Source organism: Prochlorococcus sp. MIT 1201 (genome assembly GCF_047303415.1).
Classification (GTDB): domain Bacteria; phylum Cyanobacteriota; class Cyanobacteriia; order PCC-6307; family Cyanobiaceae; genus Prochlorococcus; species Prochlorococcus marinus_D.
Map to the genome: position 1 here is coordinate 2,373,458 of NZ_CP138947.1, position 14,897 is coordinate 2,388,354.

Sequence of the window (14,897 nt, forward strand, 5' to 3'; positions counted from 1 at the left end):
AAACCTAAAGAAAGGATGAGAACCAAACCTCCCAGCTCACTAGAAACGACAACAATATATTCCCTCTATGTGTTTTCTCTTTTAAACACAAAAATCCTAGAACGAATCGTTGAGAAATACAAACCCCAAAGACAGAATAATGAAGCCTCTTGCTCGCAACAAGCCAGGCCAAAAAGCCTCAGTGATACAGGTTCAGAGCCGCATCAGTCACATCCACTAAAGGATGCACGGCATCACCCCAACCACCGCCACTAAAGGTGACAACACCAGGATTTGCAAGCTGTTCATTAATCCAAGCAAGAATGAGGGGGGCCAAAGTGGCCGGCTGAAGCTGATTTGCAGGTGCCATCAAGTTGAAGTGACCACCATCTTGGGCAAGCACCAAGCGATGGCCAAACTCCAAAGCACCACTATCACGCATGGGCATCAGAGCCTCAGGCACCGGAGGCACGACCCAATCACGAGTGCCACTAACCAACAAAACCTTGGCTGTCAAACCTGAAGTTCTACTTGGATCAAATAGAAGACGTAACGGCGGACTCACTGCCACAACTGCCTTGACCCGTGAGTCTTCAACAGAAGACTCATTCATTTTGGAAAGCCAACTGCACTGCAGTATCCAGCTGATATTGCGCTCAGGGTCATCCTGGTTATGACAACGAGCAGAGAGCTTCACATCCGTTGAGCGTGCCCCAGCCAATTGAATCACCGTAGTCGCCCCCCATGAATGACCAACAACAGCAACCTCATCTGTATTGAGGGAAAGTCTTGACAACAAACCACCTGACTCCACAGCAGAGAGCATCGCAGTCACATCCATCGCACGAAGACGCAACTCTTGAGGTCCCGGCGGAGGTTGATCACCCGCCAACATCGCCTTCTGCTGATCAGCATCACTGCCCTGATGCTCCGGGAGCAACACCGTATAACCGTTAGCAGAAAGATATTCAGCCCAACCCTGAAGATCTCTCGGAGACTCCCAAAGCCCATGTGAAATGACCACCAAGCGACCATTTGCACGAGACTTCGGTTGTATCACCACCACCCGTATCGGTTTCGAGCGATGGGAAGCCTGAAAATCAACTTGCTGACTTAACCACAACCCGGTAAGCGGCATGCGTAATCCAGTTTTAATCTGAACAGGAGCCTCTTTCTCCACAAGCAAATTTGCTGCTAGCTGATTACGTTGAAGCCGTGAGACATAGCTGGCCAATTTCGACAAGTTGATGGATGCAGATTGACCAGGGATTTGTCGCAACAAACCAAGCACAGTTGGCTGACCACTCTTGTAAGCACGCGAAAGCGCCTCAAGCAACATCCTTCCACTGGTGTCTTGGGGCAACCCCTCAACTTGAACCAACTTGGTTACTACGATCAGAGCCTGCTCCAAAAGAGGCTGCCCGACAGACTTCTCAATCACCTTCTCAATCTGCGCTGGCAGGGGAGCGTTAAAGACCTGATTGAGAAGTCGCACAAAAGCACCATCCGTAGCCCGATCCAACTCCACAAAATCGGGATTGGCATCAATTAGATCGCCTGCGCTCTGAGCAGCGCCAAGCTCAAAATCAATCTGACTTTCCAGTACAGGCAGATCAAACACCAAGCGTTCAAGTGCAGGAGCAGAGCTTGGAACAAGTCCAAGCCCCGCTCCAAAACTGATTGCAAACAGCCAAAGACGGGAACGAAAAAACATCATCAAGCTGCAACAGACACAGTCTCAGGAGGATGCTTCGCTAACACCTTCTTGAGATAATGCCCCGTATGGCTAGTGGGATGGGATGCAACCTGTTCTGGAGTCCCCGTGACCAGAAGATCGCCACCACAATCTCCTCCTTCAGGGCCAAGATCAATAATCCAATCAGAACAACGAATTACATCCAAGTTGTGTTCTATCACGATAATTGAATTGCCTTTATCAACAAGACGCTGCATAACATCCATCAACTTATGAACGTCGTAAAAACTGAGGCCAGTGGTTGGTTCATCAATCAAATAAAGGGTTTTGCCAGTAGCGCGCTTTGAGAGCTCGGTAGCAAGCTTCACACGTTGAGCTTCACCACCTGAAAGCGTGGGCGCAGGCTGACCTAACTTCACATATCCCAGTCCCACATCAACCAACGTGCGCAATCGATCAGCCGCCTGGGGAATAGCAGAAAAAACCTCTGCAGCCTGCTCAACCGTCATCTGCAAAACATCTGCAATGGTGTGGCCCTTGTAAGTGACCTGTAAGGTCTCCCGATTAAATCGAGCACCTTTGCAGACATCGCACTGAACATAAACATCTGGCAAAAAGTTCATTTCAATCACATTCACCCCTTGACCACGACAAGCCTCACAGCGACCACCTTTCACATTGAAACTAAACTGACCAACCTGATAACCACGAGCCTTTGCCTCAACGGAAGTAGCAAATACCTGACGAATCGGATCAAACGCACCGGTGTAGGTGGCTGGATTAGAGCGCGGTGTACGGCCGATTGGAGACTGGTCAATCACGATCACCTTGTCGATCGCATTGACACCTCGCAACTCGCCCAAGCCTTGAGGGAAAGGCACCTTCAAACCCAAACTGTGATCTAAGGCAGGATGAAGTAACTCATTCACCAAAGTGCTCTTACCACTACCACTGACTCCTGTGACCGCAACAAGGCGCCCTAAAGGAAAATCTACGGTGAGATTTTTAAGATTATTGCGATCACAATCAATCAAACGAAGCCTGCGACTGCTTCCTTCTCTCCTCTCTCTAGGTGTAGGAATAGAGCGGCGGCCACTGAGATATGCACCTGTCAAAGATTCTTCAGCCATCAACAGATGATCCAAAGATCCTTCAACAACAATATGACCCCCATGCACCCCTGCCCCTGGACCAATATCGACAAGATGGTCAGCGGCACGAATGGTGTCCTCATCGTGTTCTACCACCAATAAAGTGTTACCCAGATCCCTTAAACGTCTGAGCGTGGCTAACAGACGATCATTGTCCCGCTGATGCAAACCAATGCTTGGTTCATCAAGCACATAAAGCACACCCGTAAGACCAGCACCGATCTGTGTCGCCAAACGAATCCTCTGAGCCTCACCGCCAGATAAGGTCATCGCGGGTCGATCCAAACTGAGATATTCGAGCCCAACATCAAGAAGAAAGCGAAGACGCATATGAATCTCACGCAAGACCAAATCACCGATCTGGATCTGACGTGAATTGAGCAAAGGCTCAGATCCATTAGCTGCTCCAATGCCCATCAGCTTTTCGATGCGTTCAAGAGTCAGCGCCACGCTGATAGAAGTGAGTTCAGTAATCCGATAAGGACCCACCTTCACCGCCAGGGCTTCGGGTCGGAGCCGCTGACCGCCACAGGCTTCACAAGGAACCAGCTCGAGGTACTTCTCCAACTTCTGGCGCTGGGCTTCTCCGCTGACATCACGGAGCTGCCGCTCAAGGATTGGAAGAATGCCCTCAAACGGGCGGGTGTACCCCCCTTTGCCCTTGCGATACCGGCTATCGGCCTGAATCAGAATCGGTTCGCGGCTTCCATTGAGCAACACATCCCACTGTTCGTCCGTGAGCTCATTCCATGGGGTCTTGATCTCAAAGCCAAAGGCTTCACCCACTGAATAGAGCAGAGAGAAGTAATAGCTGTTGTCTTTTTCCGCCCAGGGAGCAACAGCGGCGTACACCGGCTGGGATGGATCCGGAATCACCCGGTCCACGGTGAATTTGCGCAGATGGCCAATACCATGGCAAGCCTCACAGGCGCCATAGGGGCTGTTGAAGGAAAACAGCCGTGGCGACAGTTCCTCCATCACAGCGCCGTGCACCGGGCAGGCGAAGTTCTCGGAATAGAGACGCTCCCGCTCAACACCGTCGGAAAGTTCCTCACCCTTCTTGGGCACCACCTCCACCAGCGCCAAACCATCGCCGCGTTTGAGGGCCGTGCGGAGGGAATCGGTCAGCCGTTCCTGGATCCCCTCACGGGCAACAAGACGATCGACAACCACTTCGATGTTGTGGCTGTGGTTCTTGTCCAGCTCAATGTTGTCGGCCAGCTCGCGCACCTCACCGTTGATGCGCACCCGGGCGAAACCCTCTGCTGCCAGGCCACTGATCAGCTTGGTGTGGGTGCCCTTCTTGCCGCGCACCACCGGCGCCAACAACTGATAGCGGGTCCCCTCCGGCAAAAGAAGGATCTGATCGACCATCTCGTCGATGCTCTGCGGCTTAATCGAGCGGCCACATTTGGGGCAGTGGGGTTCGCCAGCGCGACCGAACAGCAAACGGAGGTAGTCCTGAATCTCCGTGACGGTGCCCACCGTCGACCGCGGGTTGTGACTGGTGGATTTCTGGTCAATCGAGATCGCCGGCGAGAGACCCTCGATCGCATCGACATCGGGCTTGTCCACCTGCCCCAAGAACTGCCTGGCATAGGCCGACAGACTTTCGACATAGCGGCGTTGTCCCTCCGCAAAGATCGTGTCGAAGGCCAGCGAACTCTTGCCGCTGCCACTGACTCCGGTGAACACCACCAGCTTGTTGCGGGGGATGGTGACGTCGACGTTATTGAGGTTGTGCTGCCTGGCACCCCTCACGCGAATCACGTCGTCCTGAGTCGCCAGCGAGCCAGCTGAATCAGCGATCTTGGCAGCAGCTCGCGCCATCAGGACCCGTTGGAAAGCTCAAGAGCTTAGGAAGAACCGAAGCCTTCAAGCTGTGCGCTGGTCCAGCAGGCTCGCTGCATAGGCATCAGCCTGATTACCACCAGCGAGGTCAGCTAGCTCCTCGCGGCGTTCCTGAGTGTCCCGCAGTCGGGACACTCGCGAATGGGTCACGCCGTCCTCCACATGCTTACTTACCCGGAAATGGTGATCGGCCACGGCCGCCACGAGCGGCTGGTGGGTGACGCAAAACACCTGGCGTTGACGCGCCAGGGTCTGAAGAAGATCCGCCATCGCTCCACTAACGCGTCCACTGACGCCGGCATCAATCTCGTCAAACAACAGCGTGCTGGACCCATCCACCGCGGCAAGAGTGGTCTTGAGCGCCAGCAGAAAACGGGACATCTCACCACCGGACGCCACCTCCGTCAACGGTGCCATCGGTTGGCCGGGATTGGCGGAAAACAGGAATTGCACAGCATCCGCACCATGGTCAGCGGGATCACAGGGAGTGAGATCCACCTTGAAACGCATGTTGGCCAGGCCCATAGGTGGCAACAGCTCAAGCAACGACGCCTCCAGAGCCTCCGCTGCATTGGAACGCTCGCGATGCAACGCCGCATTGGCTTGATCACGGCTCTGGCGTCGGTCGTTCTCGTCCTGATGCAGGCGGGCGAGATCAGCCGCGAATCCTTCAGCACCCAGACGGTGAAGCAGGTCATCGCGACGCAGAATCAAACCGGCCAGATCAAGGCCATAGCGGCGCTGCAGGCGTTTTAGTACCGACAGGCGGTCTTGGATCCGCTCCAGATGATCTGGATCGCTCTCGAGCGCCAGACCGTATTGATCGAGGGAGCGCAGCAAGGCGTCAACACCGGCCCCGAGATCCAGAGCCTGATCCCGCAGCGGCTCCAGGGAACCATCCAACTGGGCCATGGCCTGCAGCTCCTGGATGGACGCCGAGAAGTGATCCTGCAGAGAGGGCACCTGATCCGCACCATCGCGGAGACGCCCAAACAACAAGGCCAGACCCTCGAGAAGCCTCACGCCATGAACGAGGCGATCCTGATCCTGCTCCAGCCGCTGCTGCTCGTCTGGATCCTCGAGATCAGCAGCTTGAAGCTGCTCCAACTGCTGCTCCTGTTCAGCCCGCTCCTGTTCGAAACGCTGCTGTTCCTGCTCGAGAGCCATCAGGGCATCTGCAGCAACGCGCCAGTCCGTCCAGGCATCAGCCACCTGTGCCTTGACCTCTGCCAGCGAAGAACCACCGAGACGGTCCAGCCATAACCGTTGCTGCCCCGCACGCGACAACAGCTGGATCTGGCCCTGAACAGTGAGATCAATCAGCAGCGGTCTGAGCTCAAGCAACTGCTGACGATTCACCGTGCTGCCGTTCAGCCGGCAGCGACTGGAGAAGCGATCACCCTCCTGCCGTTTCCATTCACGGCTGATCAAGAGCTCCTCTTCAGGGTCAAACTCCGCCTGGATCAACCACTGTTCAAGCACAGGGCTGAGTTGAAACGCAGCTTCGATCCTGGCTCGATCAGAACCAGCGCGTAGCAAACGAACGCCGCTGGCCCCCTGCGCTCCACCCAGCACCGCATCGAGGGCATCGAGAAGAATCGACTTGCCTGCGCCGGTCTCGCCGGTGAGCACCGTAAAGCCGGAGCTGAACTCCAGTTCAAGACTCTCGATCAGAGCTATGTTCTGCAGCAGCAGACCGGTGAGCACGTCCAGCCCTGTGATGATTCCGACCGTAGCGGCAGCACGGTTCGTTTAGAAGGGGTGAATGATCAAGACCCCACTCAGGATGGAAACAGAACTCGGGGATTTCATCGAGGCGGCAGGCCTACTTGAATACGACCCTGCTGCAATTACCAGAATTTATGCCGGCCATCCACAGCGCCTTTTGCGCCGACTCTGGCAAACACTTCTACCAATTGGTCTCTTCCTGATTGGCTTAGCAGGGGACAAAGTTTTTGGCTTACTGAACGATGCAAATCGTGCTCGTTCCCGAGCACGAGAATTCGCGGAACTCTTAGTAGAGCTTGGCCCTGCTTTCATTAAGGCTGGACAAGCTCTTTCCAGTCGACCAGACCTAGTACCACCAGTTCTACTGGAAGAACTTTCACAACTACAAGACCAATTGCCAGGCTTCGACAGTGTCATGGCTATGGCCTGCATAGAAGAAGATCTTGAAACACCAATCGAAGAGATCTACGAACAACTCGACAAAGAACCCATCTCTGCCGCCTCTCTAGGACAGGTCCACCGAGGCGTACTCAAAGGAGGTCAACAGGTGGCCGTGAAGGTACAACGACCAGGACTTCGTGAACAAATCACCCTTGATCTCTACATCGTACGGAACATTGCCGCATGGCTCAAAAGCAATGTGAGGTTGATACGTAGTGATCTTGTGGCGCTGATTGATGAACTAGGCCGAAGAGTATTTGAAGAGATGGATTACCTTAATGAAGCTGCCAATGCAGAGCGTTTCCGCACGCTTCACAGCCATAATCAACGCATCGCTGTACCAATAATCTATCGACAAGCTACTAGCCGTAGAGTACTTACAATGGAATGGATTGATGGAGTAAAACTCACTAATCTAAAGGCAGTGAGAGAGCTAGGAATCGATCCCAATAATATGGTTGAAGTCGGAGTTAACTGCAGCTTGCAACAGTTGTTGGAACACGGGTTTTTCCACGCTGATCCACATCCTGGCAACCTTCTAGCTATGGCCGATGGGCGGCTCTGCTACCTCGATTTCGGAATGATGAGTGAGGTGAGCCGAGAATCACGTACAGGCTTAATTGAAGCAGTAGTACATCTGGTAAACCGTAATTTCAACAACCTTTCACGAGACTTTGTAAAACTCGGTTTTCTAGCAGAAGATGTCAATCTAGAACCAATTGTACCTGCGTTTGAAAGTGTCTTCAGCCAAGCTCTAGAGATGGGTGTAAGTCGCCTTGATTTCAAAAGCGTAACTGATGACCTCTCTGGCGTAATGTACAAGTTCCCTTTCAAGGTACCTCCATACTACGCATTAATTATTCGTTCACTGATAACCCTTGAAGGCATCGCATTAAGCGTAGATTCAGAATTCAAAATTCTTGGTGCCGCTTATCCTTACTTCGCTCGGCGACTCATGGAAGATCCCGACCCTCAATTACGCCAAAGCCTCAAAGAAATGCTATTTGACGGAGAAATCTTCCGCTGGACTCGACTAGAAAACCTTGTAGCAAGTGCTGCAAGCCAAGCCCAGCTCGACTTAGACAGCTTAATTGATCAGGTCATCGATTTCCTCTTCTCAATCAACGGTGGTCTCTTGAGAGAACAACTTGTTGAAGCACTAATCAACCGCCTTGACGCCTTTGGCTGGCAAACATTTCAACGTCTGGGTCGTAACCTACCGCGATCCTTGCAACCTCCACTTATAGCCATTGGTTCGAAGTCTGAAAATTCTGACGATGAGTCACTGCTTGATTTAGAGCCAATTCGGCAACTGATCGTTATCTTGCAAAACCTGCCAGGCTTCACTCCTGAACTAGTCCTCAGCCGCCTACCAAGACTGATCCGCGAACCTGATACCCACAAAATGGGTATAAAAGTTGCGCAAGGTCTCGCCGAACGTGGTGTTGTCCGTCTTGTCAAGGTAGCAGCAGGAGTTTCACCCTAAATTCTGTGACTAAAGGGTTCACTAATGAATCAATCCAAAAAACATTCTTATCGATCTCTGATGGCTCTCTGCCTAAGTTTGGGATTAAGTCTGTTTTCAACGATGCCGAAAGCAGAAGCAGCCAAAGAAGTGGCCTTAGTCAGTGGTGCCTTCCGCCGCTCAATCTCAGTGTCAGATTTGGAATATCTAGCAAAAACAGGAAAAGCCAGAGGCCTGTTAAAAGATGCCCTGAAATTCAGTCGACAAAACCCAGAAACTGTTTCCAAGCTCCTCAATAAAAAGCTAGAACTTCCTATAGGGCTTACCAGTCGATTAATGACCACCCGCATTGGCAACGTAATCATCAACCGCATATCCAAAATCATCTACCCTCTCAACGTGCCAAACCCTTCGGTAAGCGTTCCAGCATTCAGAGCTGGAGTCATCAATGGCATGCAAATAGGGAAGGGCGGTCTTAATGCCATCCACTTTCTAAAAGCCTATCCCAACGAAACAATGACAGTAAACCTACCGGCTCTGTTTGGAATCATGCAAAAAGCTGAGTCAATCGCTGGTCTAGTGAAATTCTTTTCCGATTCGCCACTAGACGGCCTTAAGGAATCTAAGCCTTAAGGCTTAGATTCCAACTAAACACTGCTCTCTTGCTCTCTATTGGTGTCCCTCAGCCAAAACCTCCCTCAAGCTATCTCCACAACCCCTGTGATGCAGGATTGGCCTGGCCTAATAGAAGCGTATAGATCCTGGTTACCGGTAAGCGATACCACACCTGTCGTGACCCTCAAAGAAGGAGCGACGCCATTGATCCCTGTCAGCTCCATAGCTGAACAGATTGGCAGGGGAGTCAAGGTCTACGTGAAATACGACGGCCTCAACCCCACAGGGTCCTTTAAGGACAGAGGCATGACGATGGCGATCAGCAAGGCCAAAGAAGCTAATTGTGAAGGAGTCATATGTGCCAGTACAGGCAACACATCTGCTGCTGCTGCTGCATATGCAAGACGCGCTGGTATGCGGGCTTTTGTATTAATTCCAGACGGTTATGTAGCGCAAGGAAAGTTAGCTCAAGCTTTAGTTTATGGCGCTGAAGTACTAGCAATTCGAGGCAATTTTGATCGTGCTCTCGACATTGTTCAAGAAATGGCCTTGAAATACCCAGTAACTCTGGTGAATTCCGTTAACCCCTACCGGCTTCAAGGTCAAAAAACTGCAGCCTTTGAAATTGTTGATGCTCTCGGAGAAGCGCCAGAATGGCTGTGCATCCCAATGGGTAATGCAGGTAACATCACTGCTTATTGGATGGGTTTTCAAGAATACAAACAAGCCGGAAAATGTCAACTTCTACCACAAATGATGGGATTCCAAGCAAGTGGTTCTGCTCCATTAGTTTTCAACAAGACCGTAAACAATCCAAATACAATTGCAACGGCAATTAGAATAGGCAACCCAGTCAACAAAGAAAAGGCCATTGCCGCAAAGTCAAGCAGCAATGGAGCCTTTCTTGATGTTTCAGATGAAAAAATTCTAGAAGCTTACAAATTGCTTGGTCGCGAGGAAGGCATTTTCTGTGAACCTGCAAGTGCTGCTTCTGTAGCAGGATTATTAAAACGTGCGTCTGAAGTCCCTTCAGGGGCAACAGTTGTATGTGTCCTGACTGGCAACGGTTTAAAAGATCCAGATTGTGCCATCAATAACAACGATGCAACATTTCATACAGATGTAAATCCAGATCTAACCACTGTTGCTCATGTCATGGGTTTTTAAGGATCAAGCAAACACCAGCATCTCGAATAGACCATCTAAAATCTGACTGTGGAAATCATGCTCAAATTATTATTGAAATTGGGGAAAAGGCCGCAAAACCCAACCATTTAAAAACCTCAGCCTTTTCCCCAGTTGATTAAAATGTGGAAAGAACGCCATCTCTCCACATGTCCAACTATCCTTTCCACAAGTCTATAACCATTAGAGCCCAGTCACCATAAAGGATTTGTACAATTTTCCACGATTTCCTCAAGCCCTACTACTACGGTTCTTTTAATTTCTTTTAATAATTTAATTAATAAAGACGGGAGGTTATCAATGAGAATGATCTGCCATTGCACTTCTTGCTGGCTTGTGAAATTCTGGGAGACCTCTTCAGCGTTTTTGTTCTAGTCGTGACATTGATTCAATGAAACTGGTTTGTTCACAGGCTGAACTCAATACAGCACTACAGCTCGTTAGCAGAGCCGTGGCTTCACGACCCACTCATCCAGTGCTAGCCAACGTTCTTCTCACTGCTGATGCTGGCACCGATCGTCTCAGCCTCACGGGTTTTGACCTGAGCCTTGGTATTCAAACGGTATTGACTGCCTCGGTGGAATCGAGTGGCGCGATTACTTTGCCTGCGCGCCTATTAGGGGAAATTGTTTCAAGGCTTTCAAGTGATTCACCTATCACTTTGGCCACTGATGAGGCTGGTGAACAGGTTGAACTCAAAAGTTCAAGCGGGAGTTATCAGATGCGTGGGATGTCTGCTGATGATTTTCCTGAATTACCTCTTGTTGAAAGTGGTAAGGCTGTCAAGGTTAATGCGATGGCTCTTTTGAAAGCTCTTCGAGGAACTCTTTTTGCTAGCAGTTCAGATGAAGCCAAACAGTTACTAACAGGAGTTCATCTGCATTTTGATGGTAAAGCGATGGAAGCAGCGGCAACTGATGGTCACCGCCTTGCCGTTTTAAGCTTGGCAGATGCCTTAGCTGTTGAGACTACGGTCTCATCTGAGATGGATGATGAAGGTGAGAATTTTTCCGTAACGCTTCCTTCTCGCTCTCTGCGCGAAGTAGAGCGTTTGATCGCTGGATGGCGTGGTGATGATCAAGTGAGTTTGTTTTGTGAAAAAGGTCAGGTGGTGTTTTTAGCTGCTGATCAAGTCGTAACTAGTCGAACATTAGACGGTACCTATCCTAACTATCGTCAGTTAATTCCTGATGGATTTGCTCGGAGTTTCGATGTTGATCGGCGTGCTTTTATTGCAGCTTTAGAACGAATAGCTGTATTAGCTGATCAACATAACAATGTTGTAAAGGTTAGTGGTGACAATACTTCTGAGCTTCTAGAAATTAGTGCTGATGCTCAGGATGTAGGCAGTGGTTCTGAATCGCTATCGGCTGAATTTACTGGGGACGCTGTTCAGATTGCTTTTAATGTTCGTTATGTACTAGATGGTTTGAAGGTGATGGATAGTGACCGTATTGTACTGCGCTGTAATGCTCCAACTACACCTGCAATTATTTCGCCAAAGGATGATGATATTGGTTTTACATATTTGGTGATGCCAGTACAAATTCGTTCTTGAACTTTGAATCTTCCTGATCAGATTTTATTGAGTGATTTGTTGCATCATCGTGTACGTTGTGATCAGGGGTTGGATCACGGCCCTGGTGTAATGCCTTGGATGCATCCTCCTGTTCATCGTTTACTTGGTTGGGTTAGTCGTCCATCAGCACTTCGAGTGTCGAGGGATGTTTGGCGTTTGGATCAGTCGCGTGGGATTAATGAGCAAGAGGTTTTTGTTAAAGGGCAACCGGCTGTTTCTGATCAGATCACGCTTGAGCGTCTTCCGACTTTGTTAGATGCTGATTTGTTGGATCGCGATGGGCACCGCCTCGGTTTGGTGGCTGATTTTGTTTTTATTCCCACAACAGGGAAAATCCTTCATTATTTGGTCTCTCGCAGTGATCCTCGGCTTCCAGGCAGTAGTCGATGGCGATTAACCACTGATCGGATTGTTGATCAGCAACCAGGAATGGTTGCTACTGCTTTGCGTGGTTTAGATGATCTTCCCTTGGTTCATTCCAGTGTTCGTCAGGGTTTAATTAAGCGTTCCCGTCATTGGCGCGATCAACTTCACAAGATGGGTGACCGGGCCAGTGATCGTTTGGAAGGCTGGTTGGAGGATCCTCCCTGGGATGAACCAGTTGAGCGTTCTTGGAAGTCTTCTGATATGGCTGAAATGGATCCCTTAGAAGGTTGGGATGATCAACAGACTGACAATTTTTCCCAATCAACTGAAGAGTTACGTCGCCGTGGCCGTCCGGACGGTAGAGGCGATGGTCAGGATGATCCTTGGGTTTGAGCTTTATAAGCAAAACTGGGAAGAGATGAGTTAGATCTCGTGTGTCAGGGCCCCGATTTGAGAGTTGACTATGACGTGGCTGCGGCTTTACGTCATGAAGGTCTTAAACCACATGATTACGACGAGATTTGTCGTCGTCTCCAACGTGCACCTAACCGAGTGGAGCTGGGAATGTTTGGTGTGATGTGGTCTGAACACTGTTGTTATCGCAATTCAAGGCCTTTGCTCAGCAGCTTTCCTACAAGTGGTCATCGGATTTTGGTTGGTCCTGGAGAAAATGCTGGTGTCGTGGATTTAGGAGATGGGCAGAGCTTGGCTTTCAAAATCGAAAGCCACAATCATCCTTCTGCATTGGAACCTTTTCAAGGAGCTGCTACAGGTGTTGGTGGAATCTTGAGAGATATTTTTACTATGGGTGCAAGGCCTATTGCGCTTCTTAATGCTTTACGTTTTGGACCTCTTGAAGATGAACGTAATGTTGGTCTTATGGAGGGGGTCGTTGAAGGTATAGCTCATTACGGCAATTGCGTGGGAGTTCCTACCGTTGGTGGTGAAGTGGCGTTTGATTCCAGTTATTCCGGCAATCCGTTAGTTAATGCAATGGCTCTTGGGCTGATGGAAACAGATGAGATTGTTTGTTCTGGGGCTCATGGTGTTGGTTATCCGGTGATTTATGTCGGTAGTACAACTGGTCGTGATGGTATGGGTGGTGCCAGTTTTGCTAGTGCAGAGCTCACAAAAGCTTCTTTGGATGATCGTCCTGCGGTTCAGGTTGGTGATCCATTTTTGGAAAAAGGTTTAATTGAAGCTTGTCTTGAAGCTTTTAAGAGTGGCGATGTTGTTGCTGCTCAGGATATGGGTGCGGCTGGTCTTACTTGTAGCTGTTCGGAGATGGCTGCTAAGGGTGGTCTTGGTATTGAACTCGATCTTGATCGAGTTCCTGCTCGTGAGCTTGGGATGACTCCATATGAGTTTTTACTTTCTGAATCTCAAGAGAGAATGCTTTTTGTGGTGAAGCCTGGACAAGAGCAATCTTTGATGGAGAGATTTATCCGTTGGGGGTTGCAAGCAGCAATTGTTGGTTGCGTTCTTGAAGAGAAGGTGGTTCGTGTTTTGCAAAAAGGAGAAGTTGTTGCTGAGGTGCCTGCTAATGCATTGGCTGATGACACTCCAATTGATCGACATGAATTAGTGAGTGATCCTCCGCTAGAGATTCAGGCCAAATGGGACTGGCAGGAGAATCTATTACCAGTTGTTGGTTTAAAAGGGATCAATTTAAATTCACAATCTCATTTTGGTAGCAATCTTTCATGGGATGAAATTCTTCTAAAGTTACTTGATGACCCTACGATTGCTTCAAAACGTTGGGTTTATCGTCAATATGACCATCAGGTTCAAGCCAATACAGTTTCAGCCCCAGGAGTTTCTGATGCTGCTGTTGTGAGATTACGTCCACAGCAAGGTAAAGGCTCTGTAGATGAGGTAAAGCGGGGAGTTGCGGCAGTTGTTGATTGTCCTAATCGATGGGTTTTTCTTGATCCAGAACGTGGTGCTATGGCCGCTGTAGCAGAAGCGGCCAGAAATCTTAGTTGTGTTGGTGCGGAGCCTTTGGCTGTCACAGATAATCTCAATTTTCCTTCTCCGGAAACGCCTACTGGGTATTGGCAATTGGCTTTAGCTTGTCGTGGTCTTTCTAAGGCTTGCAAGACTTTTTCAACACCAGTAACTGGAGGAAATGTTTCTCTATATAATGAGACTCGCTTAGCTGATGGAAAAATACAACCTATTCACCCAACACCAGTTGTTGGAATGGTTGGTTTAGTTCATAATCTTGTAAATGTGTGTGGTCAGGCTTGGTTTGAGCCTGGTGATTTGATTTGGCTTTTAGGGGTGCCTATCGATACAACAGTTGCTGTTGATCCTCGCGTTAGCCTTGCGGGTAGTAGTTATCTTGAATGTATTCATGGTTTAGTTACGGGTAGGCCTCCGGAGATTGATCTGAAACTTGAGTGTTTAGTTCAATCTTTCCTACGCAATTCTATTACTGAAGGATTTGTTCGCTCTGCTCATGATCTAAGTGATGGAGGTCTTGCAGTTGCAGTTGCTGAGTGTTGTATCGCTGCAAATTTGGGTGCACATATTGAGTTACCATCCAGCGATGCTCGATTGGATCGCTTGTTATTTGCTGAAGGTGGTTCACGCATCTTGGTGAGTGTTCCATCCACGCAGGCTACTGCCTGGCAAAAGGTTTTAAATCAGGCAAAGACCACATCCCCTGGCTCAGTGTTTGATCAGTACCTTGGTGTTGTTACGGCTGATGAGGAGTTGTTGATCACTCAGGCTGGCAATCGCTTGGTTCAGCTTCCTTTGAATCAGCTGAGGGAGTGCTTTGAGCAGGCAATCCCTCGACGTATGGGCTTGGATCTCTCTTCAAGCGTCTGAGTTGAG

9 protein-coding genes are annotated in these 14,897 nt (G+C 49.7%); 6 read left to right on the forward strand and 3 right to left on the reverse strand.

Annotated elements, in window-relative coordinates; all coding sequences use genetic code 11:
- Positions 1-178: 178 nt before the first annotated feature.
- The 3 genes from SIB41_RS11470 to recN are packed head-to-tail and all read right to left on the reverse strand — an operon-like array spanning position 179 to position 6,384.
- Positions 179-1,696 carry an alpha/beta hydrolase family protein gene (locus SIB41_RS11470; protein ID WP_413359091.1) on the reverse strand — a complete coding sequence of 506 codons (1,518 nt, stop codon included), beginning with the start codon at positions 1,694-1,696 and terminating at the stop codon, positions 179-181.
- A complete protein-coding gene (uvrA, locus tag SIB41_RS11475) occupies positions 1,696-4,656 on the reverse strand; it encodes an excinuclease ABC subunit UvrA (RefSeq protein WP_413359093.1) in 2,961 nt (986 codons plus the stop codon). Before uvrA ends, SIB41_RS11470 begins: the two co-directional genes overlap by 1 nt.
- A gap of 45 nt (positions 4,657-4,701) precedes the next feature.
- The gene (gene recN / locus SIB41_RS11480; RefSeq protein WP_413359095.1) at positions 4,702-6,384 is read right to left on the reverse strand and encodes a DNA repair protein RecN; all 1,683 of its coding nucleotides are present in this window, start codon (positions 6,382-6,384) and stop codon (positions 4,702-4,704) included.
- Positions 6,385-6,442: 58 nt separating this feature from the next.
- On the opposite strand from recN, the gene SIB41_RS11485 reads away from it, so the two are divergent.
- From SIB41_RS11485 to purL, 6 genes are all read left to right on the forward strand, one after another.
- Complete coding sequence (locus SIB41_RS11485) at positions 6,443-8,332, forward strand: ABC1 kinase family protein (protein WP_413359097.1); 1,890 nt, start codon at positions 6,443-6,445, stop codon at positions 8,330-8,332.
- A gap of 24 nt (positions 8,333-8,356) precedes the next feature.
- A complete protein-coding gene (locus SIB41_RS11490; RefSeq protein WP_063398571.1) occupies positions 8,357-8,944 on the forward strand; it encodes an alpha/beta hydrolase in 588 nt (195 codons plus the stop codon).
- A gap of 90 nt (positions 8,945-9,034) precedes the next feature.
- Positions 9,035-10,093, forward strand: coding sequence for a threonine synthase (gene thrC, locus SIB41_RS11495; RefSeq protein WP_063398570.1), 1,059 nt, complete (start codon positions 9,035-9,037; stop codon positions 10,091-10,093).
- A gap of 409 nt (positions 10,094-10,502) precedes the next feature.
- A complete protein-coding gene (gene dnaN / locus SIB41_RS11500) occupies positions 10,503-11,669 on the forward strand; it encodes a DNA polymerase III subunit beta (RefSeq protein ID WP_413359099.1) in 1,167 nt (388 codons plus the stop codon).
- Between the two features lie 3 nt (positions 11,670-11,672).
- Positions 11,673-12,449, forward strand: a complete 777-nt coding sequence (locus SIB41_RS11505) for a hypothetical protein (RefSeq protein WP_063404363.1) — start codon at positions 11,673-11,675, stop codon at positions 12,447-12,449.
- 57 nt (positions 12,450-12,506) lie between these two features.
- Positions 12,507-14,891, forward strand: coding sequence for a phosphoribosylformylglycinamidine synthase subunit PurL (purL, locus tag SIB41_RS11510; protein ID WP_413361543.1), 2,385 nt, complete (start codon positions 12,507-12,509; stop codon positions 14,889-14,891).
- The last annotated feature ends 6 nt before the right edge of the window (positions 14,892-14,897 follow it).